The organism is Vibrio celticus, assembly GCF_024347335.1.
GTDB classification, from domain to species: domain Bacteria; phylum Pseudomonadota; class Gammaproteobacteria; order Enterobacterales; family Vibrionaceae; genus Vibrio; species Vibrio celticus.
Genome location: NZ_AP025463.1, coordinates 2,313,949 through 2,336,942, shown reverse-complemented (window position 1 = coordinate 2,336,942; position 22,994 = coordinate 2,313,949). Strand labels below are relative to the sequence as shown.

Annotated in this window: 22 protein-coding genes and 1 riboswitch; of the genes, 11 read left to right on the top strand and 11 right to left on the bottom strand. The window is 43.1% G+C overall.

Annotated features, from left to right (window positions below):
- Nucleotides 1–313 precede the first annotated feature (313 nt).
- Nucleotides 314–535, bottom strand: a complete 222-nt coding sequence (gene cspD, locus OCV19_RS10515) for a cold shock domain-containing protein CspD (protein ID WP_004736548.1) — start codon at nt 533–535, stop codon at nt 314–316.
- A gap of 585 nt (nt 536–1,120) precedes the next feature.
- Between cspD and clpS the strand changes: the two genes are divergently transcribed.
- On the top strand, nt 1,121–1,441 hold the full coding sequence (gene clpS / locus OCV19_RS10510; protein WP_004737430.1) for an ATP-dependent Clp protease adapter ClpS: 321 nt from the start codon (nt 1,121–1,123) through the stop codon (nt 1,439–1,441).
- Between the two features lie 39 nt (nt 1,442–1,480).
- Nucleotides 1,481–3,754, top strand: a complete 2,274-nt coding sequence (clpA, locus tag OCV19_RS10505) for an ATP-dependent Clp protease ATP-binding subunit ClpA (RefSeq protein WP_048607331.1) — start codon at nt 1,481–1,483, stop codon at nt 3,752–3,754.
- Nucleotides 3,755–3,927: 173 nt separating this feature from the next.
- Here the strand turns inward: clpA and infA are convergent, their stop codons facing one another.
- From infA to aat, 3 genes are all read right to left on the bottom strand, one after another.
- The gene (infA, locus tag OCV19_RS10500; protein ID WP_001040192.1) at nt 3,928–4,146 is read right to left on the bottom strand and encodes a translation initiation factor IF-1; all 219 of its coding nucleotides are present in this window, start codon (nt 4,144–4,146) and stop codon (nt 3,928–3,930) included.
- 81 nt (nt 4,147–4,227) lie between these two features.
- Nucleotides 4,228–4,926, bottom strand: coding sequence for an arginyltransferase (locus tag OCV19_RS10495; protein ID WP_065677234.1), 699 nt, complete (start codon nt 4,924–4,926; stop codon nt 4,228–4,230).
- Complete coding sequence (aat, locus tag OCV19_RS10490; RefSeq protein WP_048607327.1) at nt 4,926–5,636, bottom strand: leucyl/phenylalanyl-tRNA--protein transferase; 711 nt, start codon at nt 5,634–5,636, stop codon at nt 4,926–4,928. The genes OCV19_RS10495 and aat overlap by 1 nt, the downstream gene beginning before the upstream one ends.
- A 53-nt stretch (nt 5,637–5,689) precedes the next feature.
- Here aat and OCV19_RS10485 point away from each other — a divergent pair, with 53 nt between their 5' ends.
- Both OCV19_RS10485 and aroA read left to right on the top strand, forming a co-directional pair.
- Nucleotides 5,690–6,145, top strand: coding sequence for an outer membrane lipoprotein (locus tag OCV19_RS10485; RefSeq protein ID WP_065677235.1), 456 nt, complete (start codon nt 5,690–5,692; stop codon nt 6,143–6,145).
- 162 nt (nt 6,146–6,307) lie between these two features.
- Nucleotides 6,308–7,588: a 3-phosphoshikimate 1-carboxyvinyltransferase gene (gene aroA / locus OCV19_RS10480; protein WP_065677236.1), complete on the top strand. Its 1,281-nt coding sequence runs from the start codon at nt 6,308–6,310 to the stop codon at nt 7,586–7,588.
- A gap of 61 nt (nt 7,589–7,649) precedes the next feature.
- Here aroA and OCV19_RS10475 read toward each other — a convergent pair whose 3' ends face one another.
- Nucleotides 7,650–7,895 (bottom strand): YciN family protein, encoded by a 246-nt coding sequence (locus tag OCV19_RS10475; protein WP_017062104.1) that lies wholly within the window; start codon nt 7,893–7,895, stop codon nt 7,650–7,652.
- 439 nt (nt 7,896–8,334) lie between these two features.
- On the opposite strand from OCV19_RS10475, the gene topA reads away from it, so the two are divergent.
- The 4 genes from topA (at nt 8,335) to OCV19_RS10455 (ending at nt 15,247) form a co-directional block, all read left to right on the top strand.
- Entirely contained in the window at nt 8,335–10,965 is a 2,631-nt protein-coding gene (gene topA / locus OCV19_RS10470) for a type I DNA topoisomerase (RefSeq protein WP_048612738.1), read from the top strand.
- A 525-nt stretch (nt 10,966–11,490) separates the two neighbouring features.
- Nucleotides 11,491–12,720, top strand: a complete 1,230-nt coding sequence (glgC, locus tag OCV19_RS10465) for a glucose-1-phosphate adenylyltransferase (protein ID WP_080582251.1) — start codon at nt 11,491–11,493, stop codon at nt 12,718–12,720.
- On the top strand, nt 12,710–14,164 hold the full coding sequence (gene glgA / locus OCV19_RS10460) for a glycogen synthase GlgA (protein WP_065677237.1): 1,455 nt from the start codon (nt 12,710–12,712) through the stop codon (nt 14,162–14,164). The genes glgC and glgA overlap by 11 nt, the downstream gene beginning before the upstream one ends.
- A gap of 285 nt (nt 14,165–14,449) precedes the next feature.
- Nucleotides 14,450–15,247, top strand: a complete 798-nt coding sequence (locus OCV19_RS10455; protein ID WP_017062100.1) for an alpha/beta fold hydrolase — start codon at nt 14,450–14,452, stop codon at nt 15,245–15,247.
- Between the two features lie 128 nt (nt 15,248–15,375).
- Here the strand turns inward: OCV19_RS10455 and OCV19_RS10450 are convergent, their stop codons facing one another.
- Together OCV19_RS10450 and OCV19_RS10445 are read right to left on the bottom strand one after the other, a co-directional pair.
- Nucleotides 15,376–15,693 (bottom strand): putative signal transducing protein, encoded by a 318-nt coding sequence (locus OCV19_RS10450; RefSeq protein WP_017062099.1) that lies wholly within the window; start codon nt 15,691–15,693, stop codon nt 15,376–15,378.
- Between the two features lie 82 nt (nt 15,694–15,775).
- A complete protein-coding gene (locus OCV19_RS10445; protein WP_048664679.1) occupies nt 15,776–16,456 on the bottom strand; it encodes a TVP38/TMEM64 family protein in 681 nt (226 codons plus the stop codon).
- Nucleotides 16,457–16,599: 143 nt separating this feature from the next.
- On the opposite strand from OCV19_RS10445, the gene OCV19_RS10440 reads away from it, so the two are divergent.
- Nucleotides 16,600–16,950, top strand: coding sequence for a transposase (locus OCV19_RS10440; RefSeq protein ID WP_261875670.1), 351 nt, complete (start codon nt 16,600–16,602; stop codon nt 16,948–16,950).
- A 112-nt stretch (nt 16,951–17,062) separates the two neighbouring features.
- Nucleotides 17,063–17,944, top strand: a complete 882-nt coding sequence (locus OCV19_RS10435; RefSeq protein WP_261875669.1) for an IS3 family transposase — start codon at nt 17,063–17,065, stop codon at nt 17,942–17,944.
- Nucleotides 17,945–18,015: 71 nt separating this feature from the next.
- Here OCV19_RS10435 and OCV19_RS10430 read toward each other — a convergent pair whose 3' ends face one another.
- The 3 genes from OCV19_RS10430 to torD all read right to left on the bottom strand — a co-directional run bounded on the left by OCV19_RS10430 (nt 18,016) and on the right by torD (nt 20,957).
- On the bottom strand, nt 18,016–18,606 hold the full coding sequence (locus OCV19_RS10430) for a TfoX/Sxy family DNA transformation protein (protein WP_019820997.1): 591 nt from the start codon (nt 18,604–18,606) through the stop codon (nt 18,016–18,018).
- A 127-nt stretch (nt 18,607–18,733) separates the two neighbouring features.
- Nucleotides 18,734–18,819: riboswitch (cyclic di-GMP riboswitch) on the bottom strand.
- Nucleotides 18,820–18,989: 170 nt separating this feature from the next.
- Entirely contained in the window at nt 18,990–19,994 is a 1,005-nt protein-coding gene (purR, locus tag OCV19_RS10425; protein ID WP_017062096.1) for an HTH-type transcriptional repressor PurR, read from the bottom strand.
- Between the two features lie 315 nt (nt 19,995–20,309).
- The gene (gene torD, locus OCV19_RS10420; RefSeq protein WP_019820999.1) at nt 20,310–20,957 is read right to left on the bottom strand and encodes a molecular chaperone TorD; all 648 of its coding nucleotides are present in this window, start codon (nt 20,955–20,957) and stop codon (nt 20,310–20,312) included.
- A gap of 285 nt (nt 20,958–21,242) precedes the next feature.
- On the opposite strand from torD, the gene torR reads away from it, so the two are divergent.
- The gene (gene torR, locus OCV19_RS10415; RefSeq protein ID WP_017067841.1) at nt 21,243–21,956 is read left to right on the top strand and encodes a two-component system response regulator TorR; all 714 of its coding nucleotides are present in this window, start codon (nt 21,243–21,245) and stop codon (nt 21,954–21,956) included.
- A gap of 165 nt (nt 21,957–22,121) precedes the next feature.
- Here the strand turns inward: torR and elyC are convergent, their stop codons facing one another.
- Nucleotides 22,122–22,973 (bottom strand): envelope biogenesis factor ElyC, encoded by an 852-nt coding sequence (elyC, locus tag OCV19_RS10410; RefSeq protein WP_065676976.1) that lies wholly within the window; start codon nt 22,971–22,973, stop codon nt 22,122–22,124.
- Nucleotides 22,974–22,994: the final 21 nt, after the last annotated feature.

Below are 22,994 nucleotides of genomic sequence, written 5' to 3'. Positions count from 1 at the left end.
AACGTGATTTGCTAACGAGTTGCTTAGTCTGACAGCTAAGTTATAGATAAAGTCAAAACGAAAGACGCTTTAACGATAATGTTAAAGCGTCTTTTTTTGTTCTTTTGTAATACCTCTAAGACCTAGCTTAATAAGAATACATCCGCGAACTAATGGTTTAGTGAGCAACCTTATAGCCCCAAAACGAAAAAACCGCTCACGTAAGCCTGTATTACAGGTGCTAAATGAGCGGTTTCAATATTCTGTTTACCTTTCAGCCGTTCTTTCAGCCGTTAATGACGAATGCTGGAGGTTAACATGAGTTGGCATTCGCCTATTTTGCGGCGCTGCCTTCTACAGGAACAACGGAGCTAGCATGCGAGCCTTTAGGTCCACTTTCTACTTCATAGTCGACCTGCTGACCAGCCTTTAAGGTTCGATAACCTTCCATTTGTATTGTGGAGTAGTGCGCGAAAATATCGCCGTCTTCACCTTCTGGACAAATAAAGCCAAACCCTTTGGCATTGTTAAACCATTTTACTGTACCTGTAGCCATGCTATACATCCCTCATGCATTTTGTTACTAACGTTGTTATATCAATTGTTGTAAGTGCGATTGATATCATTCCTACCAGCTAAAGAATTTCAGCTAATATCTTGAACCTCGTACATTGCTAACGGAAATTAACGCTACCCTGCGTAATTATTCCTTGTTGTTAATTTTTGAAGCGTGTTACTGATTTTAAATCATGTTGCAAAAATGTATTAAAAAACCCTTTAGCTCCAATGTAGCTAATGATTGAGCACAGTCAATAGCAAATTGGTATAAAAGTGATCAATTTTAATAACAAATCACATTCGAGATTAACTGCAAACTATTAACTAAATAGTAACTTAGCGGTGATCTTATCGTTAGTATCAATAGTTATGGCTTCTTTTTAATCAATCACATATGTTAATCCTGTTAATCGAGATCTTTTATTTGCAGCGATGGAAATGGTGGATTAGGCTCAGTATAGAGGAATATTTTTTGGTACTGTTTCTCGGTGCAGTTTCTTAGTACACCGTAAAGCGTGAATGTGGTAAATTTGAGTTAGGTAAACACTCACGACTTCCGAAAAATAACCCTTAGCAAAGCGATATGAGCAGAAACTTTGAATGGGCATCTCCAGGCTCAGATTTACTGGAGAAAGAAGCAACAAAAGTAAAGCCACCGGCGATGTATAACGTTGTGTTGAATAACGATGACTATACGCCCATGGACTTTGTAATCGAGATCCTAGAGCGATTCTTCTCACTAGATATCGAAAAAGCAACGGAAGTGATGCTCAAGGTTCATTATGAAGGTAAAGCTATATGCGGCACATACAGTGCTGAAATAGCGGAAACAAAGGTAGCGCAGGTCACGATGTACTCAAAGGAAAATGAGCATCCGCTACTATGTACAATGGAGCAAGTATAAATTGCTCGAACAACACTGTTGTTCCCTTAGGAGGTACTTATGCTAAATAAAGAATTAGAGACGAGTTTAAATGGCGCATTTGCTCGTGCGCGAGACAAGCGACATGAATTCATGACTGTTGAACACCTCCTACTAGCATTATTAGAAAATGATGCGGCCAAGGAAGCGCTCCAAGCTTGTCAGGCTGATCTCGATGCTCTTCGCAATGAGCTCGATATTTTTATCGATCAAACGACCCCACTTATCCCTGAAAGCGACGAAACTCGCGAAACTCAGCCAACGTTGAGCTTCCAACGAGTACTTCAACGCGCTGTTTTCCATGTTCAATCTTCAGGTCGCAGCGAAGTAACAGGTGCTAACGTACTTGTGGCTATTTTTAGTGAGCAAGAATCTCACGCGGCATATCTTCTTAAGAAAAACGACATTAGTCGCTTAGATATTGTTAACTTCATCTCACACGGTATTACCAAAGCGAGCAACGAAGGCGACAGTCCTTCATCATCCGATTCATTTGGTGGTGCAGAAAATGCTGAAGAAGCTAACTCTGAAGACCGTTTAGAAAATTTTGCTACTAACCTTAACGAAGTCGCAAAGCAGGGCAATATTGACCCACTAATCGGTCGTGACAAAGAGCTAGAACGCACTATCCAAGTTCTGTGTCGTCGTCGTAAGAACAACCCTCTGTTAGTGGGTGAAGCGGGTGTAGGTAAAACTGCCATCGCGGAAGGTCTTGCATGGCGCATCGTTGAAGGACAAGTGCCTGAAATCATTCAGAGCAGCGTAATTTATTCTCTAGATATCGGTTCACTGTTAGCCGGAACCAAATATCGTGGTGACTTTGAGAAACGTTTTAAAGCGATTCTTAAGCAACTGGAGAAAGAAGAAGACGCGATTCTGTTCATCGATGAGATCCACACCATTATCGGTGCCGGGGCTGCATCGGGTGGTCAGGTTGATGCGGCAAACTTAATTAAACCACTACTAAGCAGTGGTAAATTACGTTGCATCGGTTCAACAACGTACCAAGAGTACAGCAGTATTTTTGAGAAGGAGCGTGCTTTAGCTCGTCGCTTCCAGAAAATCGATATTATTGAACCATCGCTAGACGATACGACCAAGATTCTGATTGGCTTGAAGCCAAAATACGAAGCTCACCACGAAGTGCGCTACACCAATAAAGCGTTGCGTGCCGCTGTGGAGCTGTCTGCTAAATACATTAATGAACGTCACCTTCCAGATAAGGCCATTGACGTAATCGATGAAGCGGGCGCTCGTAGCCGTTTGGCACCTGCAAGCCGTCGTAAGAAAACGGTAAGCGTGGCTGATATTGAGTCAATGGTTGCGAAAATGGCGCGTATTCCTGAGAAGTCAGTATCGTCTTCAGACAAAGATACGCTGCAGAAACTGGATGACCGCATGAAAATGTTGGTATTCGGACAAGACCCTGCAATCGATGTATTGAGCGAAGCGATTAAGCTAACCCGTGCTGGATTAGGTGCAGACAATAAACCTGTTGGTTCATTCTTGTTTGCTGGTCCTACTGGTGTCGGTAAAACAGAGGTGACTGTTCAGCTGTCTAAGTTGATGGGTATTGAGCTTCTGCGCTTTGATATGTCTGAGTACGGTGAGCGTCACTCTGTGAGCCGCTTGATCGGTGCTCCTCCTGGTTATGTTGGTTACGATCAAGGTGGTTTGCTAACGGATGCCGTAATCAAGAACCCGCACTCCGTTGTGTTACTGGATGAAATCGAGAAAGCTCACCCAGATATCTTTAACTTGCTACTGCAGGTAATGGATAACGGCACGCTAACTGACAACAATGGTCGCAAAGCGGACTTCCGCAATGTGATTCTAGTGATGACGACCAACGCAGGTGTGGCTGAAACCGAGAAGAAATCGATCGGCCTGATCCAACAAGATCATGCGCCAGATGCGATGGGCGAAATCAAGAAGGTATTTACTCCTGAGTTCCGTAACCGTCTTGATAATATCATTTGGTTCAACAGCCTTGACCCTAGTGTGATCAGCCAAGTAGTTGATAAGTTCATTGTTGAGCTTCAGGTTCAACTGGACGCTCGTGGTGTGTCTTTAGAGGTTTCTGAGGATGCTCGTCACTGGTTAGCTGATAAAGGCTATGACAAGACCATGGGTGCTCGTCCAATGGGGCGTGTGATTCAAGAGAAGCTTAAGAAGCCACTTGCTAACGAGTTACTGTTTGGTAGCTTGGTTGATGGCGGTACGGTTAAAGTATCCCTGAAAAAAGACGAATTGGATTTCATCTATGTTGGTGCTAAAGAAGAGGTTATGCACTAACGAAGTGATTGATAATTCAAAGGCTTAAATTTAAAACGCATGACTTCGGTTGTGCGTTTTTTTATGCTTGCGAGCTGCGAGCTGCGAGATTGATGTGCTTGTGCAGTAAAAAGTTCAGGCAATAAAAAACGGAGCCTTAAGCTCCGCTTCTTATTGTATTCGCTAATTAAAAATTAACGAGCACGGAAGACGATGCGGCCTTTAGAAAGGTCGTATGGAGTCATCTCAACAGTTACTTTATCACCAGTAAGAATACGGATGTAGTTCTTACGCATTTTACCAGAGATGTGTGCTGTCACTACGTGACCGTTTTCAAGCTCAACACGGAACATTGTGTTTGGTAGAGTATCAAGGACAGTGCCTTGCATCTCGATTACGTCTTCTTTAGCCATCTAATCCTCTTTCGAAATTTGGCGGTTTTCAACGGCTTGATTGTGCCGTTAAAATCAAAATATGTAAAGTTGTCGCGTATTCTACCCTTGCCACCGCTGATTTACTAGCCTTTGATGACGTTGAAATCGTACTTTATAGTTCATCGCAGGGCATTCATCGATTTGATAACCCAAATATAACCATTGTTTTTGTTCTTTCTGGGCATGTTGGATCTGAAATAGAACGCCAAGTGTTCCCATCGAAATGTCTATATCAGGATCGAAGAAGGTATAAAACGCGCTCGTACAGTGAGCCATGATGTCGGTTACGGCGATACCAACCAACTTGTTCTCATCATAGATGTGCATGAACTTTGTAGTAAGCCACTCATTTTTAGAGAATTGTAGAAACTCTTCTTTCTTGGGTGGGTACATGGTTCCCGAACGGTGACGAGCGGTGATATAACGACTGTATAAGTCAAACCAGTTACCATCCATCTCATCTTTCAGTTCCCAACGCAGTGATTTCCCTTTGTTCAGGATCCGTCGTTGGCTTTTGGAAAGCTTTACCTCAGGAATTGAAAGACGAATTGCTTGGCATGCTGAGCAATTATCGCAATGTGGCTTATAAATAGTTGAACCACTGCGGCGAAATCCATTCGCAAGCAGAACTTCATAGTTATCTGAGGTGTGCATGTGTTCGTCAAGCGTGACTGCCACTCTCTCTTCGAGGTGAGGTAAGTAGCTGCAAGCGTGATTGTCTGTTAATCCAATTCTGATTTGTTGTAAATCTGGATTCATTAAGGCATTTCCTTTAGCCATTGGGTTTTAAAGCATGCATCGTTAACGGAGAACTCTTTAAGTAATTGCAGAGAACCTAGGAATTCATCCCTATCAACCTCGATAGCGCCTAAGGATTCCAAGTGAGGGTTCATGACTTGGCAATCAATCAGTTGTCCGCCGAATTGTGTAAAGTGTTCACAAAAGTACCACAGCGCAATTTTAGAGGCATTAGTCTTCAGGCTGAACATCGATTCACCGCAAAAGACTTGGCCTCTTTGTAAGCCGTAAAGTCCGCCGATCAGTTCATCATCTTGCCAAACCTCAACCGAGTGGCAGAAACCTAATGAAGCGAGTTTGCGGTAGGCTGACTGCATGTCGCTGTTTAGCCAGGTTTCTTCTTCGGGTCTTAGTGAAGAGCAATAACCAATTACTCTGTCCGTCGCTTGGTTGATGCTGACTCGGTAATTGTGCTTTCTTTGAAACTTTTTAAGACTTTTTGACGGTTCGAATGTCTTAGGATTAAATACAGCTCGCGGTGCAGGGCTCCACCAAAGTATAGGCTCACCTGGGCCATACCATGGAAATATACCTTGGCTATAAGCGTTTAAAATTCGCATTGGTGATAAATCACCACCGAAGGCGAGCAGACCGTTGGGTTCATCAAGCGCGTCGAAAGGCGAAGGAAACTCTATACTGGTAGTATCAAGTTCGGTTAGGTATATAGTCATAAGTACCGCATTACAGATTAATCACTGACCAAGAGGTCTTTAGGAGTTTTACCATGAAGAAGTTGCTTTGGATTTTACTTGTTTTGCCCATGTTGGCAAATGCAGCTTACAACAGAAACCAAGCTCGACCAGTAAACGAGGTGGTTTATGGTGAGATTGATACGGTCAGATACATCACTCAGCAAGAGATCGTTGAGTCGAAAGCGAATGGTTGGGAAACCTTGTTAGGTGCGGCGATTGGTGGCTTGATTGGTAATCAGTTTGGCGGCGGCACCGGTAAAGAAGTGGCGACAGCTGTCGGTGCAGTAGCGGGCGCGGGTATTGCTCGTAACCGAGGTAACACACAATATAAAGTAGAATACAAACTGGTCGAGTTATTGGTCAAAACCAAAGACGACAAGTTGGTTAACATTATCCAAGATGTCGATAACTCGATGCTGTTCAACCGAGGCGATGATGTACGAATTCTCTATTTTTCAGATGGTGTTCGAGTTGATATCGTGTACTAGTATGCAAATACGACTGATTGGCTAATTAATCATCGGTTTGAGCGGGATTAGCTCTGGAGTTCGTTGGGAAAGTTCGTTAGTCTGCAAGTACGAAGAATTATTCATCACCCGAAAATAAATACGCGCCAGTGACTTCGGGTGGTACAAGGACTATAAGATTTAATGGAAAGCCTTACGTTACAACCAATTCAAAAAGTGAACGGGGAAGTTAACCTACCTGGTTCAAAAAGCGTTTCCAACCGTGCACTTCTTTTGGCTGCACTTTCTACGGGAACCACTCGCCTAACAAACTTGCTAGACAGTGATGATATTCGTCATATGTTGAATGCATTGACTCAGTTAGGTGTTGATTACCAGTTGTCTGCAGACAAAACCGTTTGTGAAGTGACAGGTGTTGGTGGTGTATTTTCAAGTGACAAAGCCCTCGAGCTTTTCTTAGGTAACGCGGGTACGGCGATGCGTCCGTTGGCGGCTGCACTATGTTTAGGTCGCGGTGAATACGTTCTTACTGGTGAGCCGCGCATGAAAGAGCGCCCAATTGGCCACTTAGTAACAGCACTGCGAGAAGCCGGTGCCGACGTTGAATACTTAGAGAACGAAAACTACCCACCATTGAAGATCACAGGTACAGGTCTGAAGAGCGGTACGGTTTCTATCGACGGTTCAATCTCTAGTCAATTCTTGACGGCATTTTTGATGGCTGCGCCCTTAGCTGAAGGTGAAGTGACCATTAAAATTGACGGTGAATTGGTTTCTAAACCTTACATCGATATTACGCTGCACATCATGAAGCAATTTGGTGTGGACGTGATCAATAACGATTACCAAGAGTTTGTGATTCCTACCGGGCAATCTTACTCGGCACCGGGTGATTTCTTGGTTGAAGGTGATGCATCATCTGCGTCATATTTCCTTGCAGCCGCTGCTATAAAAGGTGGTGAGATTAAGGTCACTGGTATTGGTAAAAACAGTATCCAAGGTGATATCCAATTCGCTGATGCGCTTGAGAAAATGGGTGCAGAAATCGAATGGGGTGACGACTACGTTATCTCTCGTTGTGGCGAGCTGAAAGGCATTGATATGGACTATAACCATATCCCAGATGCTGCGATGACTATCGCGACAACCGCATTGTTTGCGAAAGGCACAACGGCAATCCGTAATGTCTACAACTGGCGTGTGAAAGAGACAGACCGCTTGGCTGCAATGGCAACAGAGCTACGTAAAGTCGGCGCTGAAGTGGAAGAGGGTGAAGATTACATCATTGTTAACCCTGTGGCTGAACTGACTCACGCGGCGATTGATACTTACGATGATCACCGTATGGCGATGTGTTTCTCGCTGGTTGCCTTGAGCGATACGCCTGTGACGATTAATGATCCAGGTTGTACGTCAAAGACATTCCCTGATTACTTCGACAAGCTGAAAATGCTAAGTCTATAAAAATGCTTATTATGTAAAGGTTTAGGAACAAAAAAGCTTGCCTAAGTGGCAAGCTTTTTAATTATTGCTGAATTGTAAATTCTTTCGAAAGGTGGTGCGCTAAGTATTTAAACATGTTAAATACCGCGGTTGTATTCTCGGTCGGCATTCCATTGCTGTCTAAGAAGTATTCACCTTTGAAGACGAGTACATCGTCTTTTTCTACTACGCTGTTTGCGCGCATGCCTTCAATGTAGTCATCATGTGATTGGATAATTTGGTTTGCGATAAGCAGTAAATCAAATTCTGCTATTACTTTCTTTGTCATGAGTTTATCTCTGATAACTGAATATAACGTTGAGTTTATGGTGTCGAACTAGAAATTCAATGATTTCACAACCGATTAAGAGAGTTTTTTCAAACATCCACAATTTATTTTGTGATTTACGGCAAAAATAATTGAATGGGGCTCGCGTTAGATTCGCGGACAAGCTTAGTATGAGCCCGTTTAGACGTAATGCCTGATGAATAGGCTCTTGCAAGTATTCTTAGTGAGTACTTTATAGCTTCTTTATATTGTGACCCTTTTATCTATGAGTCGTCGAATTGTCGAGCGATCAGATCCAATTTTGAAAAAAGCGGTTGATCTTCTAGTAATCTCGCACAATAGTAAAAAAAGAAGCAATGAATTTAGAATATCATGCGTAAAAGCCCACAAGCTAAATTGTTGGTGCTGAAGCATCGTGATTAAGGACGTTAGAGTCAATATGGGTAAATCGCTCGTTATAGTGGAGTCGCCAGCCAAGGCTAAAACTATCAATAAATATCTTGGCAAAGACTTTGTCGTTAAGTCGAGTGTAGGTCACGTACGTGATTTACCAACGGCGGGTCAAAGTACTGGTCAAAAGGCTGCTGCAGTTTCAACCAAGGGTATGAGCCCAGAAGACAAAGCTCGTATCAAGAAAGAAAAAGACCGCAAAGCTCTTATCAAAAAGATGGGTATCAACCCATATAAAGAGTGGGAAGCGAACTACCAAATCCTACCTGGTAAAGAGAAAGTCGTCGCTGAATTGCAAAAACTGGCTGAGAACGCAGATCATGTTTATCTCGCAACCGATTTGGACCGCGAAGGAGAAGCTATCGCATGGCACCTTCGTGAGATCATCGGTGGTGATGAAACGCGATACAAGCGAGTGGTTTTTAACGAAATCACCAAGAATGCTATTCAACAAGCTTTCGAAACTCCAGGTGAGCTAAACATCGATGGCGTAAACGCACAACAAGCACGACGTTTTATGGACCGTGTTGTTGGCTTTATGGTGTCACCTCTGCTTTGGAAAAAAGTAGCACGAGGCTTGTCCGCTGGCCGTGTTCAATCAGTAGCGGTAAAACTACTGGTAGAGCGTGAGCGCGAGATCAACGCCTTTATCCCTGAAGAGTTCTGGGATGTGCATGCTGATACTAAAACTGCAGAGAAAACCGACTTTAGACTGCAAGTAGCGCAGAAAGACGGTGTTGCGTTTAAACCTGAAAACGAAGCGCAAACACAAGCTGCTGTTAGCGTTTTAGAAAAAGCGCAATACGAAGTATGTAAACGTGAAGACCGCCCAACCAAGAGTAAGCCGTCTGCACCTTACATCACGTCGACACTGCAACAAGCGGCGAGTACGCGTCTTGGTTATGGCGTAAAGAAAACCATGATGCTGGCTCAACGCCTGTATGAAGCGGGTTACATTACTTATATGCGTACTGACTCAACCAACTTGAGTTCAGAAGCTGTAGAAGCCGCTCGTGAATACATTGGTTCTGAGTACGGCGCGCAATACCTTCCACCTAAAGCACTTGTATACGGCAGCAAAGAGGGCGCTCAAGAGGCCCACGAAGCGATTCGTCCTTCAAGTGTAGATGTTAAGTCGGAAGACCTAAACGGCGTAGACGCAGACGCACACAAGCTTTACTCGCTAATTTGGAATCAATTCGTTGCGTGTCAAATGACGCCAGCTCAATACGATTCAACGACAGTAAGCGTTAAAGCAGATGAGTACACGTTGAAAGCGAAAGGTCGTATTCTTAAATTTGATGGTTGGACTCGTGTTCAGCGTCCAATGGGTAAGAACGAAGATACGATCCTTCCAGCAGTTCAGATCGGCGATAAGCTTGATCTGATCGCGTTAGACCCTAAGCAGCACTTCACTAAGCCACCGGCTCGTTTCACTGAAGCAGCGCTAGTTAAAGAGCTTGAGAAGCGTGGTATTGGTCGTCCTTCAACATACGCATCAATCATCTCGACAATTCAAGATCGTGGTTATGTAAAAGTTGAACAGCGTCGTTTCTATGCTGAGAAGATGGGTGAAATTGTTACTGACCGTCTAGACGGCAGCTTCAACGACCTAATGAACTACGACTTCACTGCTCGTATGGAGCAGAAGTTAGACCAAATCGCAGAAGGAGAAGCAAGCTGGAAAGGCGTGCTGGATAACTTCTTTGAAGATTTCACTGGCGATTTGGAAAAAGCGGATCTTGATGAAGACGCTGGTGGCATGAAGCCAAATCATATCGTGGAAACCGATATTGAGTGTCCGACTTGTAGCCGTAAAATGGGTATTCGTACTGCTTCGACAGGCGTATTCCTTGGTTGTTCTGGTTATGCGCTTCCACCAAAAGAGCGTTGTAAGACAACAATCAACCTGGGCGATGAAGAAGGCATTATCAACGTGCTTGAAGAAGACGTTGAAACAGCAGCACTTCGAGCTAAAAAGCGTTGTCCTATTTGTGAAACGGCAATGGATGCTTATCTAATCGATGATAAGCGTAAGATGCACGTATGTGGTAACAACCCGAACTGTGAAGGTTATGTGGTTGAGCACGGCGAATTTAAAGTGAAAGGCTACGATGGTCCACTTGTTGAGTGTGACAAGTGTGGTTCTGACATGGTTCTGAAGAACGGTCGTTTTGGTAAATACATGGATTGTACCAATGACGATTGTAAGAACACTCGTAAGATTCTGAAAAATGGCGAAGTTGCGCCACCGAAAGAAGACCCGGTACATTTTCCTGAACTTCCATGTGAAAATTCAGACGCGTACTTTGTTCTTCGTGATGGTGCTTCAGGTCTATTTATGGCTGCAAGCAACTTCCCTAAATCACGTGAAACACGTGCGCCATTAGTGGAAGAGCTGGTTCGTTTTAAAGACCGTATCTCACCTAAGTTCCAATACCTAGCATCAGCGCCAGTTGCTGACCCTGATGGTAAGCCGACAGTGGTTCGTTTTAGTCGTAAGACTAAAGAAAACTACGTTCGTACTGAAGTAGATGGAAAACCGTCCGGTTGGACTGCGTTGTACATCGACGGTAAGTGGGAAGTTACGGATAAGCGTAAAAAGCCGAAAGAGAAGTAACTGAACGTTATTGATGAAAAAGCAGCCTAATGGCTGCTTTTTTTTTGATCTCAATATGACTAATTATGCAACTTGTTGACTTGGTGTTTCGTCGGCGGGAATTTATTAAATTCAGACTGCGAAATAAATGACGGCAATTAATCACATCTTCTTATGCAACTTTAACGAGAATGTAACTTAATTAAAATACTGTAACTCACAGATCAGCGTTTAGTTGTATACCTGATGTGTGTCGGGTGTTAATGTAATGTTTCGTCTGGACGGTGTAGTGTGAGCTGCTTTAAGTCTTAGGAAAGCAATCAGCTTACGTACCACAGAATGGCGTATTAAAAATTGAATTCGGCCGAAAAGTCGATAACGTATATAAAACCAAGTGCAAAGAATAGTGCACACATAACAACGTTTGGCTTAGGATATTGTCACTGTATGTGAATGGATATTCGCTAAATACCGAAATAAGTGTTGGTGCTCATCCCCCAGAGGAAGATACCTCTACGAGTACTAACATCGACAAGCTATAGATATATGGAGAATAAAATGGCTGGTGTATTGGGAATGATTCTTGCTGGTGGTGAAGGCTCTCGCTTAAGACCTTTAACTGAATCTCGCAGCAAACCCTCGGTTCCTTTCGGTGGTAGTTACCGCTTAATTGATTTCGCTTTGAACAACTTCGTTAATGCTGATCTAATGAAGATCTACGTATTAACACAATTTAAGTCACAGTCACTGTTCCACCATATGAAAAAAGGCTGGAATATCAGTGGTATAACAGACCGTTTTATCGACCCAATTCCTGCGCAAATGCGTAAAGGAAAGCGTTGGTATGAAGGCACAGCAGATGCTATCTACCAAAACATGGGCTTTATGGAGTTGGAAGAACCTGATCAAGTATGTATTTTTGGTTCAGACCATATCTATAAGATGGACATCAAACAGATGCTTGATTTCCATAAAGAGAAGAAAGCGGCTCTAACAGTATCAGCATTGCGCATGCCGCTTGCTGAAGCATCAGAATTCGGTGTTATTGAGGTTGATGCTGACGGCCGTATGATTGGCTTTGAAGAGAAACCTGCAAATCCGAAGTCGATCCCGGGCGATCCAGAATCAGCGCTTGTTTCAATGGGCAACTACGTGTTCGAAGCGAAAGAGCTTTTTGCTGAACTAACAGAAGATGCTGATAGAGAAGGTTCGACACACGATTTCGGCAAAGACATTATTCCAAACATGTTCCCACGTGGTGACGTGTTTGTTTATGATTTCAGCACCAACCGTATTACTGGTGAGAAAGAAGAAGTTTACTGGCGCGATGTAGGTACGATTGACGCGTACTGGCAAGCCCACATGGACCTTCTTAAGAAAGATGCGCCATTCTCGCTATATAACCGTAAATGGCCTCTACACACTTATTACCCGCCACTACCACCAGCTACGTTTACTGATTCGGCAAATGGTCGAATTCAGATCATTGATAGCCTTGTGTGTAGCGGTAGTTATGTACGTGGTTCGCGTATTGAAAAGAGTGTACTGGGCTTCCGCAGCAATATCGCATCAGCGTGTGATATTAGCGAAAGCATCTTACTCGGTGATGTAAAAGTGGGTGAGGGTTGTATCTTGCGCCGCGTTATCATTGATAAAGACGCAGATATCGCACCGGGTACACAGATTGGTGTAAATCTGACAGAAGACAAAAAGCATTACCACGTATCTGACGATGGTGTCGTAGTGATTTCTAAAGGAGCACGAGTTGGTTACTAAGACTCTCTCGGTACTTTTTGTAGCGTCTGAAGTTGAAGGCTTGATTAAAAGTGGTGGCTTGGCTGATGTAGCCAAGGCACTGCCGAAAGCGTTGCAAACACTCGAACAGGACGTTCGAGTGACTATCCCCGCATATAGAAACATTCCAAACATTGATTCAGCAGAAGTTATTTTATCGACTGAACTCGATCATTGGCCTCATACAGCTTATCAAGTTAAAACACTGAGCGTAGAAGGCGTTCCAGTTTTTGGTATTGAATGTGCCAAGTATTTCGACCGCTCGGAAATGTACGCAGAAAACAATCAAGCTTATGCTGATAACGGAGAGCGCTTCTCGTTCTTTAGTGCAGCCTGTCTTGATATGCTTCCTAAGCTTGGTTTTCAACCGGATATCATTCATGCAAATGACTGGCATACTGGTTTCGTTCCTTTCTTGCTTAAATCGCGTTATCAACAACACGATTTCTTTGAAAATACGCGCAGTGTTATCTCGATTCACAATGCGGTTTTCAAAGGTGTGTTCGCATACGATGAACTTCAATTCCTGCCAGAGATGCACAGTTACCATGCGCCTGAAGCTTCAGTGAGTGACACTCATGTCACTATGCTAAGAGCTGGAGTGATGTGTGCGGATAAAGTGAACGCAGTAAGTCCTACCTATGCAGAAGAGTTGAAAACGGAATTAGGTAGCCACGGTATGGCTGCAGAATTCCAACACAGATCAGCTGATCTGTTCGGCATTTTGAATGGGTGTGATTACGGGGCTTGGAATCCGGAAACTGATGCTTTCCTACCTCGTAAATACAAAGCGACCAAACACAGCATGGCTCGCGGAAAATCAGCTTGTAAGCAAAAACTGCAACAAGATGTAGGTTTACCCGTTGCCGATTGCGCGGTTTATGGCATGGTTTGTCGCTTGACGAATCAAAAAGGTGTTCATTACTTACTGCCTATCATTGAACAGTTTTTGAAAAATGATCTTCAGATCGTGATTGTCGGTACTGGCGATCCGGTTTTGGCGAGTCAATTGAAAGAGCTATCAGCCCTTCACTTAGATAAGTTCTCGTTCGTGGAAGCGTACAATAATGAACTTGCGCACTTGGTTGAAGCGGGCTCTGATTTCTTCTTAATGCCTTCGGAGTTCGAACCGTGTGGCTTAAACCAAATCTACAGCATGGCTTACGGTACTTTGCCGATTGTTCGTTCTGTGGGAGGTTTAAAAGACAGTGTGAATGATTACGATGAGGAACCTGAAGTCGCGACTGGGTTTGCTTTTGAAGAGCCAACACCGCAAGCGTTATTGGCTGTGTTACATCGTTCATTACTGCTTTACGCACAAAACCCATCTGAAATTAAGCGTGTTCAGCTTTATGCGATGCAGCAAGATTTTAGTTGGGAAGATGCGGCTAAAGAATACCTAACTATGTACCATTCAGCATTTTAACTTGTTGACTTAGTTTTAAAATTAGCTGGCGAGCGACAACCGCTCGCAATAAATGAAGGCGCTCTAATTGTAGAGTGCCTTTTTGTTTCCTGGTCAGATCACATCACGTTTACGAAGACAAAGCTTGCAAACTCATTTTAGTCAGGTAGAAAAGGTGAGGTAGGTATTCACATGACTAATGATAGGTTTGACACTATTATCACTTAAAGTTCTTAATAGCGTGATATCCTTAGTCATCGCCTCGTGATGAGGCATAGCTCCATTCCAATAATTAAAGCGATAGGTATGTCTGAGAGTTTACTATTTCATAAAACATTTACTCACCCTACGAGCGATGAGTGGGTTGTATTTGTGCATGGCGCAGGAGGCAGCTCCTCCATCTGGTTCAAGCAGATCAAAGCGTATAAACAGCATTTCAACTTACTTCTCATTGATCTGAGAGGGCACGGTAAATCAGACAATATACTTAAAGGGCTGATTTCGAATCGTTATACGTTCAAATCAGTGACGCTTGATATTCTTAAAGTGTTAGACCATCTTAAGATCCGTTCTGCACATTTCGTTGGCATGTCTTTGGGCACGATTATTGTGCGTAACGTTGCCGAGTTAGCGGCTGGCCGTGTACGTTCAATGGTACTAGGTGGTGCCGTGACTAAACTCAACACTCGCTCTCAAGTGTTAATCAAGTTAGGTAACCTCAGCAAGCACATCATTCCTTATATGTGGTTGTACAGTCTTTTTGCTTACGTTGTGATGCCACAAAAAAGCCAAAAAGAATCGCGTCACCTATTTATCCGCGAAGCCAAAAAACTGTGCCAGAAAGAATTTAAACGCTGGTTTATCCTCACGGCTGATGTAAACCCCTTGATGAAGTATTTCAAAGACAGAGAATTGCCGATCCCAACCCTTTATTTGATGGGCGAACGCGACTACATGTTTATTAAGCCTGTAAAAGAAATGGTCGCAGCGCATGAGTCGAGCGAGCTAGTAGAGATTCCGAATTGTGGGCACGTATGTAACGTGGAAAACCCGGAAGAGTTTAATCAGCGTTCGATTGCGTTTATTCAAAAACAAATTCAGTGATTTTCTAGGCGTGAAATCAAAGATGATTTAATCGAATTGAAATAAAAACGGGAAGCTAATTTTAGCTTCCCGTTTTTATTTGGAGGAGGTATCTGACCGAATCGTTCTATCAGGTCACTGAAACCTTGCTATTCAGGTGAGGCAGCACCGCACTGCCAGCAAGAACCGAATTGCGCTTCGTTGACTTCATGACACTCACCACAACGCCACTCTTCATAGATGATCGAATCTTGCTGCTTTTGGTAGTCATTTACGAGCATGCGAGCTTTACTGGCCAATTCTGGCTCATATAACCATACGTAAGGGTCAGTTTCTTCAGTGAATGGGATTTCCCCTTTCAATCCGAACAACCCCTCACCACGGACTTCACAGGCGATATTCTCGCTTTCTAACAATCCACAGATGATATGAGCTTCTGTCGGATTCGATGCACTGAAGATTTTCATTGAAATAGAACCTTATTCGGCTATCTGTGTTATTTAGCTATTATAAATTATTTAGCTATTATAAATTATTCAGCTATATACGTTATTCCGCCACAGGCGCTGAACGAAACTTACCCATCAACCATTTAGCAACTATTGGGAATATCCCCAATAACGCAAATGACAATAGTACTGAAGGGGAGACGATGCCTGAAAGTGAATCAATTTCTGCGAGCTGAGTACCAGCATTCAAGAAAACCGCCGTCCCCGGTAACATCCCGATCTGACTTGTAATGTAATAACGACTCACTGACATCGGTGTTAGACCCATCAATAGGTTGATAAGGAAAAATGGGAATACAGGAATCAGACGCAGAGAAAATAAGTAAAATGCGCCGTCTTTTTCAACTCCCTTGTTAATTGTCGCCAATTTGTCACCAAACTTGGTTTGAATCCAGTCACGCAACAAGTAACGGCTACTTAAGAAGGCTAAGGTCGCACCGATCGCACTTGCGAAAGATACTAGCAGCAAGCTATTCCAGAAGCCAAATAGCGCAGCCCCTAATAGGGTCACAACAGCGGCTCCGGGAATGGAGAAAGCCGTAATCATGACATACGCGACAAAATAGATAGCGGCAGCAGCAATAAAGTTGCTGTCAATATAGTCATTTAACACAGCTTGTTGGGCCTTAGCATTTTCAAGCGTTAAGTACTGGCCGAAATTGATGCCTAACACCACGATGGTTACGACCAACACAATACCCAATATCATTTTCTTACTCATTGATACTTCCTCTAAATTTTCAATGCATACCGATAGTATAGATAGACAGGCAAAGCATAGATTAACTTTCATCAGATATAAAAAAAGCCGCAGTAAATGAACTGACCCCCAATAGTTGGACACCAATTATTGGGGGTCTTTTTATGTCCAAATATAGCCGAGAGCTAAAATGTATCATTGCTAAGCAATACTTAGATGGCACGTCATCTCTCTACTTAGCAAAACAATATTCAATTTCTTCAAGGCAGATACGGTATTGGGCTCAAGTCTTTGCCATCCATGGTACTGATTCATTTTTACCAACTAAGCATGCCGCGACTGCTCAAACAAAACGAAAAGCATTGAATTTAATGTGGACGAATGAATGGTCTCTCACGCACACTAGCGCAGTATTAAACCTCTCATCCCTGGGATACTCTCTGTCTGGCTCAAACGATTTAATGAGCTCGGTATCAAGGGGCTCAAAATGCGCCAGAAAGGAAGACCCTCAATGAAACAGCAACCTCAACGAACCACTAAGCCTGATAATGAAATGACACTTGAGGAGCTAAAAGAGGAGTTAGTCTACTTACGAACCGAGAATGCTGTTTTAAAAAGTTGGAAGAGTTGGAGCAGGAAAAACCGTCGAACAAAGAAAAAGCGGTCATAGCTCTAACTCTTAAAGGCAAGTACCCGTTGAAGCACTTACTGCAGACTCTACAGCTGGCAAAAAGTGTCTTTTATTATCAGGCTCAAACGAGCAAGCGCCCAAATAGCTACGAACGTGAGCTGCGGTTGATAAAGTCAATTTATCATGAACATAAGGGCCGATACGGTTATCGTCGTATTCATTTAGAACTAAAAAATCAGGGGGTCGCGCTTAATCACAAAACGGTTCAAAGGCTTATGGCTCAGCTCAACCTTAAATCGACGGTCAGGATTAAAAAGTACCGTTCATACCGAGGAGAGTCTGGAACAGCTGCTCCCAACGTGCTTGAAAGAGATTTTAGTGCGACTCAACCCGATGAAAAGTGGGTAACTGATGTCACGGAGTTCAAAGTCAAAGAGCAGAAAGTATACTTGTCTCCAGTTGTCGACTTGTTTACTCAGGAAGTGGTAGCTTATAGAGTGGCCAAAAATGCCTGCTTGCCGCTTGTCACGGATATGCTGACGGAGGCTATATCAACGCTTAAACCCAACTCAAAGCCAATTATACACAGCGATCAAGGTTGGCAATATCGCCATCGACAGTATCAGAAAAAGGTAGCGGAGAGTGGGTTAACGCAAAGCATGTCGAGAAAAGGTAACTGCTTGGATAATGCTGTTGCTGAAAACTTTTTTGCTTTACTCAAAACCGAGATGTATCACAACCAAAGCTTTGAAGATGCAGATGCTCTGATAGAGCAAATTAAAGAATACATCGAGTACTACAATACCAAACGTATAAAAGTGAAACTAAAAGGCCTGACTCCGATAGAATATCGAACTCAGGCCTTGAAAGCCGCTTAACAGAAATGTCCAACTTTATGGGGTCACTTCAAAATGCGGCTTAGTTATGTATATAGATTGCACTGACAAAGTTAATTGACGCGATTGATAAGCTCTTCACGACGCTGCTGAGGTATAACAGACCAATGTGTTCCATTGATCGCGCCTTCTAGCGCCCAAAGTAGTTCAATACTGACAGAAGACGCATGCGATTCTTTGATGGCGTTAAATGCGTTTACAGAGCCAGATTCATATAAACGTTCTACAGAATCGATCCCTGCCTTTTTCAACATACGCTCGGTAGCGAGTCGAAGATTAGGCAGATCCTTGAGTCGGGTCGGCTTGGCAGAAGACTGCTCAGCTTTTTCTTCTTTAGCAAAACCTAGAGACGTGGTTGCAAGCTGCAAGATTTTCTCTTGATCTTGCCAGAGGCCTTCAGGTAAAGCGAAATATTTAGTAACGACAGGGAAACCACGTTTTTTGTAGACGTATGGTTGAAACCCTTGTTGTTCGAATTGTTTCGTTGTGCCTTTGTCTGCGCGTATGTGCAACTGGTCATTTACAACCAGAGCAAACATAGTGTCATCAGCAAAAAGACCGAAGCCACCAAACATTGAGCGTGATTTTATTTTTCCTAGGGACTCAAATAACTTCATCGAGTCCTTTAGTATCGGTTTATCCATGTTATTTATCTCGGTGTATTTGAACTACGCCACCAAATAAGCAGGTCCGAGAGATTAGCAAAATGTTGCAATTAAATTGTCAATAAGCCGTAAATTACTAAATTATTAGTAGTTACTGCATTTTGCCATCGGTAACCCCGCTACCATACCAACGAGTGGTTTAGGCCGGAAGCTTTGCGTCTCACTCTTTCGAGTGGTTTGCCCTGTGCGTGACTGATTGAATAGAATAAAGTTTTTGTTGAATGAAGCTCACAGTTGATATTTCAAAATGTGACATTGCTTCAATTAATGATCTTTCATTTATGCATAAGGGTTCATTATGGTTGCTGATAAAAAAAGCGCACCTAAAGGTGCGCTTGATGAAATTAAACTCGAATTATCAATTAATTTAACGTCTTAACTGTACTTCGTTCAACAATTTCAGGGTGCATTTCGAAGACGCGTTTTTCGTGGTCTTTGTCTTTGATGCGCTCCAATAGAATTTCGAATGCATTCTTACCAACACGACGTTTTGGTTGGTGAACTGTCGTTAACGGCGGAGAGAAGTATTCAGCGAGTTCGATGTTGTCGTAACCGATCACTGAGATATCTTCAGGAATGCGGATGCCTTTTTCTTGCAGTCGGCTCATTAAGCCGAGTGCCATTGTGTCGTTAAAGCAGAATACTGCCGTTGGACGATCTTCCATCTCAACGATTTGTTCTGCAGCAAGAACAGCCGTATCACACTCAAAGTTGCCTTCGATGATCATATTTTCATCAGCAGAAATCTTTGCTTCGTTGAGTGCGCGCTTGTAACCGGCAATACGTTCAACACATGCTGCTTTGTCTAAGTGGCCACTTAAACATGCAATCTTAGAGTGACCGCGTTCAATAAGGTATTTGGTCGCTAGGTAGCCACCTTCTTCTGAGTTATCGATGATCTTATCAGCCTGAGAGCTCTCTGGACCCCAGTCCATGATAACTTTAGGGATGTCAGCGTGACGGTCTAACATCTCTCTTAGTTCTTCAGTTAGGTCAGAACACATAACTAAGATGCCATCTACACGTTTCTCTGCAAGCATTCGAATGTAGTCACGTTGCTTCTCATAGATGCCGCCCGTATTACACAGGATCAAAGTGTAACCTTGACGGTAGCAGTAGCTTTCAACACCATCGATAACTTCAGAGAAGAATAGGTTAGTTGATTGAGTCACTAGCATGCCAATAGTGCGTGTTGTATTACATTTCAAGCTACGAGCAACAGCACTTGGTGCATAGTTCAGTTCATCTACGGCTTTGTTTACTTTTTCTTGAGTTGCTTCTGCAACAAAGCGAGTTTTATTAATTACGTGAGAAACGGTTGTTGTTGATACGCCGGCTAAGCGAGCGACATCTTTTATAGTGGCCATGGTTTTATCCTATTAGAAGCTACTTTCCCAAAGTACGGAATAAAGTAGCCGTTAAGCTACCTAACTAAGAGCTTAAATTTGTAGGGCTCTTTGGGTACTAAAGTGCTAAAAAACAAAAAACCGCTATTGAGCGGCTTGTCTTAACACCGAAATGCTCTGAACTTTAATAAGCATAGCATTTCGTGAATGTTTCATATTTTATCGTTTGCGGTCACAATTTTAGACTGACTAGAAATTACTCGCAATAAAATTCACCCAGAAATCCGGGTGAATTGTCACATTCTGCTGAATTTATTTACCTAGTCATCCAATAAGCTATTCACCGGCTAAATATTGAGTGTCTAATTGACAGAATGCGAGTAGCAAAGATGAGACGGAGGCGTAGAAACCGAATTCATCAACGTCATGACATTTCACGTTGAACTTTGGTACCCAAGTCAGCAATTGTTGTTCGATAAACTGCTGTTGAACGGCAAATGAATTCTCTAGCTCTTCTTCAATATCCGTTTCGTTTGAACGAATGATTAAGTTACCAAGGAAATCGAGTTCAATAGCAATGTGGTCTGCTGGCTCTTTTAGATCTTGGTTCACGACTAAGTTGTGTTTAGCCATGATCTCTTCCATATCTTTTGCTGGCTTATCATTCAAGAGGCCAGTTTCGCCGATATACATTGAAGCGTAAGGAAGAGCGCCGTGTTTATCTGTCTTTAAGAATAGGTCGCAAAAGTCTGCAGACAGTTCTAGCTGAGCATCTTCACGTGTTTGTAGGCGGTTCAGCGCATCCACTAACTTATCAATCGCTGGCTTTAGTGTCTCATTTTCGCCTAAACCAGTTAGGAAAGAACGAATTTCAACAGAGTGGTAGTGATCGAGTTCTTCTTGAGTGAGCTCTTTGGCAAATAAGCTTGATAGCCACCAGTATATTTCTGCTCTTTGCTCGTTGAACGCTTTCGTATCTTTCATTTGTTAGATCCTGACTTAGTCTTGTGATGTTGCTTATATGCATCTTGAAGTCACTTGGGCATAAGCACACCAAGGCTGAATAACAAGGCTATTTGCAAAACGCAAAGTTACTCGTTAGTAGTAATGCCTATATTGAATTGCGATGGACGATAAATAGCAAGGTTTAAGATTGTCTTGTATCAAAAAAAATCCATGTTTCTGGCTTTTATCTTCTGTACCACTAGAATTGTTACTAGTTATGAATAGAATAGTCACTGAAACTATTAAATAAGAAAAGTGGTGTAGATGAGCTATCACGTATTAGTCGTAGAAGATGATGTGGTAACCCGCAGTAAACTGGTTGGATACTTCCAGAACGAGGGTTACACAGTGAGCGAAGCAGAAAGCGGCGCTCAAATGAGAAACGTGTTAGAAGAAAACAACGTTGACCTCATTATGCTGGACATCAACTTACCAGGCGAAGATGGATTGATGCTAACTCGCGAATTACGCAGTCAATCAGACATTGGAATTATTTTAGTTACTGGACGCACGGATAGCATCGACAAGATCGTTGGCCTTGAAATGGGCGCTGACGATTACGTTACTAAACCCTTCGAACTTCGCGAGTTATTAGTTCGAGTTAAAAACCTACTTTGGCGTATCTCTGCTGCTCGTAAAACAGCAGCGGGCGCAGTCGAAGAAACATCAGATGAGTCTGTGGTTCGTTTTGGGGAGTGGACATTTGATATCCCTCGTCGCGCGTTAAGCAAAAACGGCGAACCGGTGAAACTGACCAAAGCAGAATACGAACTGCTAGTGGCTTTGTCTTCTTACCCTAATCAAGTATTAAGCCGCGAACGTATTTTGAATATGATTAGCCACCGAGTGGACGCGCCTAATGACCGTACTATCGACGTATTGATTCGTCGTATGCGTGCAAAAATGGAGTTCGATCCTAAGAACCCACAAATCTTTGTGACGGTTCACGGTGAAGGTTACATGTTCGCTGGTGATTGATTTCCTTCGGGAGTGATTAATCAACAACGACATTTTAACGTAAAAAGCCGAGACATCATTGATGTCTCGGCTTTTTTATTACTCAGCTTTTACTGTTAACGACCAGAGAATCTACAAATACTTGGCGACTCTGTCTGCTCAGATGAGTTTAAAGATTTAATGGGCTTATTGAGGCTGGGCCGCAGAAACTTCACCGTCATCTTCAATTAAGCTGGAAGCTTCTGGAATAACAGGCTCTTCAACAATGTCATTGCTTGTATCTAGCCAATCACGCAGGCTTTGCCAAACCAATCCCATGGTTTCGTGCCAGTAACGCTCAGTCTGCTCAAGGTATAGCGCTTTTGGCATGTACTTATTCCAAGGCTCAACAATACCTTCTTGTGCAAGATAGTTGGTTGGTGCAGGTAGTGGTTTCATGCCTGCAGCATTGAACTCATTCAGTACGCGAGTCATATGGCTCGCTGAAGTCACCAACACCATTCTTTTATTCTTAACGAACGCAGCGGCTTGGCGGGCTTCTTCCCAAGTGTCTTTTGCGGTTTCAAGCAGAATGATGTCGGGCTTTGCTACGCCAAGAGCTAGTGCAACTTTAGCCATCATTCTTGCGTTACTTACTTCAGTGCCTGCGCCATAGCCAGACAAAATGAGTTTTGCACCAGGGTAGAGGCGTAGAATACGAATCCCTTCACTTAAACGCATCAGGCCGGTGCGGCTAAGTTCTGATGTCGGTGGAATTTGGTCGTCTACGACGTGACCACTTCCGAGAACCATCACGTAATCGACGGTTTCATCGACAGGTAAAAATGCGGTGTGTTGCCTTTCCATTGGCATTAAAAGTTGACTAGAAACTGGTTGGAAAGCGATTAGGAAAATACCAGATAGGGCTGAAAGGGTGATTAGGCAACCCGTCTTCCTTTTGGTAGTAAACATCACTAGGGCTAAACCCAGAAAAGCGAGAATTAACATTGCTGGCAGTGGCATCAATAGCGAAGACACTACTTTTTTCAGCTCAAACATATCCGAATAGTCCGAAAAAAC

Excerpts from the sequence above, each read along its gene's own strand:
- cspD (WP_004736548.1), bottom strand. The coding sequence starts at position 535 with ATGGCTACAGGTACAGTAAAATGGTTTAACAATGCCAAAGGGTTTGGC.
- clpS (WP_004737430.1), top strand. The coding sequence starts at position 1,121 with ATGAGCAGAAACTTTGAATGGGCATCTCCAGGCTCAGATTTACTGGAG.
- clpA (WP_048607331.1), top strand. The coding sequence starts at position 1,481 with ATGCTAAATAAAGAATTAGAGACGAGTTTAAATGGCGCATTTGCTCGT.
- infA (WP_001040192.1), bottom strand. The coding sequence starts at position 4,146 with ATGGCTAAAGAAGACGTAATCGAGATGCAAGGCACTGTCCTTGATACT.
- OCV19_RS10495 (WP_065677234.1), bottom strand. The coding sequence starts at position 4,926 with ATGAATCCAGATTTACAACAAATCAGAATTGGATTAACAGACAATCAC.
- aat (WP_048607327.1), bottom strand. The coding sequence starts at position 5,636 with ATGACTATATACCTAACCGAACTTGATACTACCAGTATAGAGTTTCCT.
- OCV19_RS10485 (WP_065677235.1), top strand. The coding sequence starts at position 5,690 with ATGAAGAAGTTGCTTTGGATTTTACTTGTTTTGCCCATGTTGGCAAAT.
- aroA (WP_065677236.1), top strand. The coding sequence starts at position 6,308 with ATGGAAAGCCTTACGTTACAACCAATTCAAAAAGTGAACGGGGAAGTT.
- OCV19_RS10475 (WP_017062104.1), bottom strand. The coding sequence starts at position 7,895 with ATGACAAAGAAAGTAATAGCAGAATTTGATTTACTGCTTATCGCAAAC.
- topA (WP_048612738.1), top strand. The coding sequence starts at position 8,335 with ATGGGTAAATCGCTCGTTATAGTGGAGTCGCCAGCCAAGGCTAAAACT.
- glgC (WP_080582251.1), top strand. The coding sequence starts at position 11,491 with ATGGAGAATAAAATGGCTGGTGTATTGGGAATGATTCTTGCTGGTGGT.
- OCV19_RS10455 (WP_017062100.1), top strand. The coding sequence starts at position 14,450 with ATGTCTGAGAGTTTACTATTTCATAAAACATTTACTCACCCTACGAGC.
- OCV19_RS10450 (WP_017062099.1), bottom strand. The coding sequence starts at position 15,693 with ATGAAAATCTTCAGTGCATCGAATCCGACAGAAGCTCATATCATCTGT.
- OCV19_RS10445 (WP_048664679.1), bottom strand. The coding sequence starts at position 16,456 with ATGAGTAAGAAAATGATATTGGGTATTGTGTTGGTCGTAACCATCGTG.
- OCV19_RS10440 (WP_261875670.1), top strand. The coding sequence starts at position 16,600 with ATGTCCAAATATAGCCGAGAGCTAAAATGTATCATTGCTAAGCAATAC.
- OCV19_RS10430 (WP_019820997.1), bottom strand. The coding sequence starts at position 18,606 with ATGGATAAACCGATACTAAAGGACTCGATGAAGTTATTTGAGTCCCTA.
- purR (WP_017062096.1), bottom strand. The coding sequence starts at position 19,994 with ATGGCCACTATAAAAGATGTCGCTCGCTTAGCCGGCGTATCAACAACA.
- torD (WP_019820999.1), bottom strand. The coding sequence starts at position 20,957 with ATGAAAGATACGAAAGCGTTCAACGAGCAAAGAGCAGAAATATACTGG.
- torR (WP_017067841.1), top strand. The coding sequence starts at position 21,243 with ATGAGCTATCACGTATTAGTCGTAGAAGATGATGTGGTAACCCGCAGT.
- elyC (WP_065676976.1), bottom strand. The coding sequence starts at position 22,973 with ATGTTTGAGCTGAAAAAAGTAGTGTCTTCGCTATTGATGCCACTGCCA.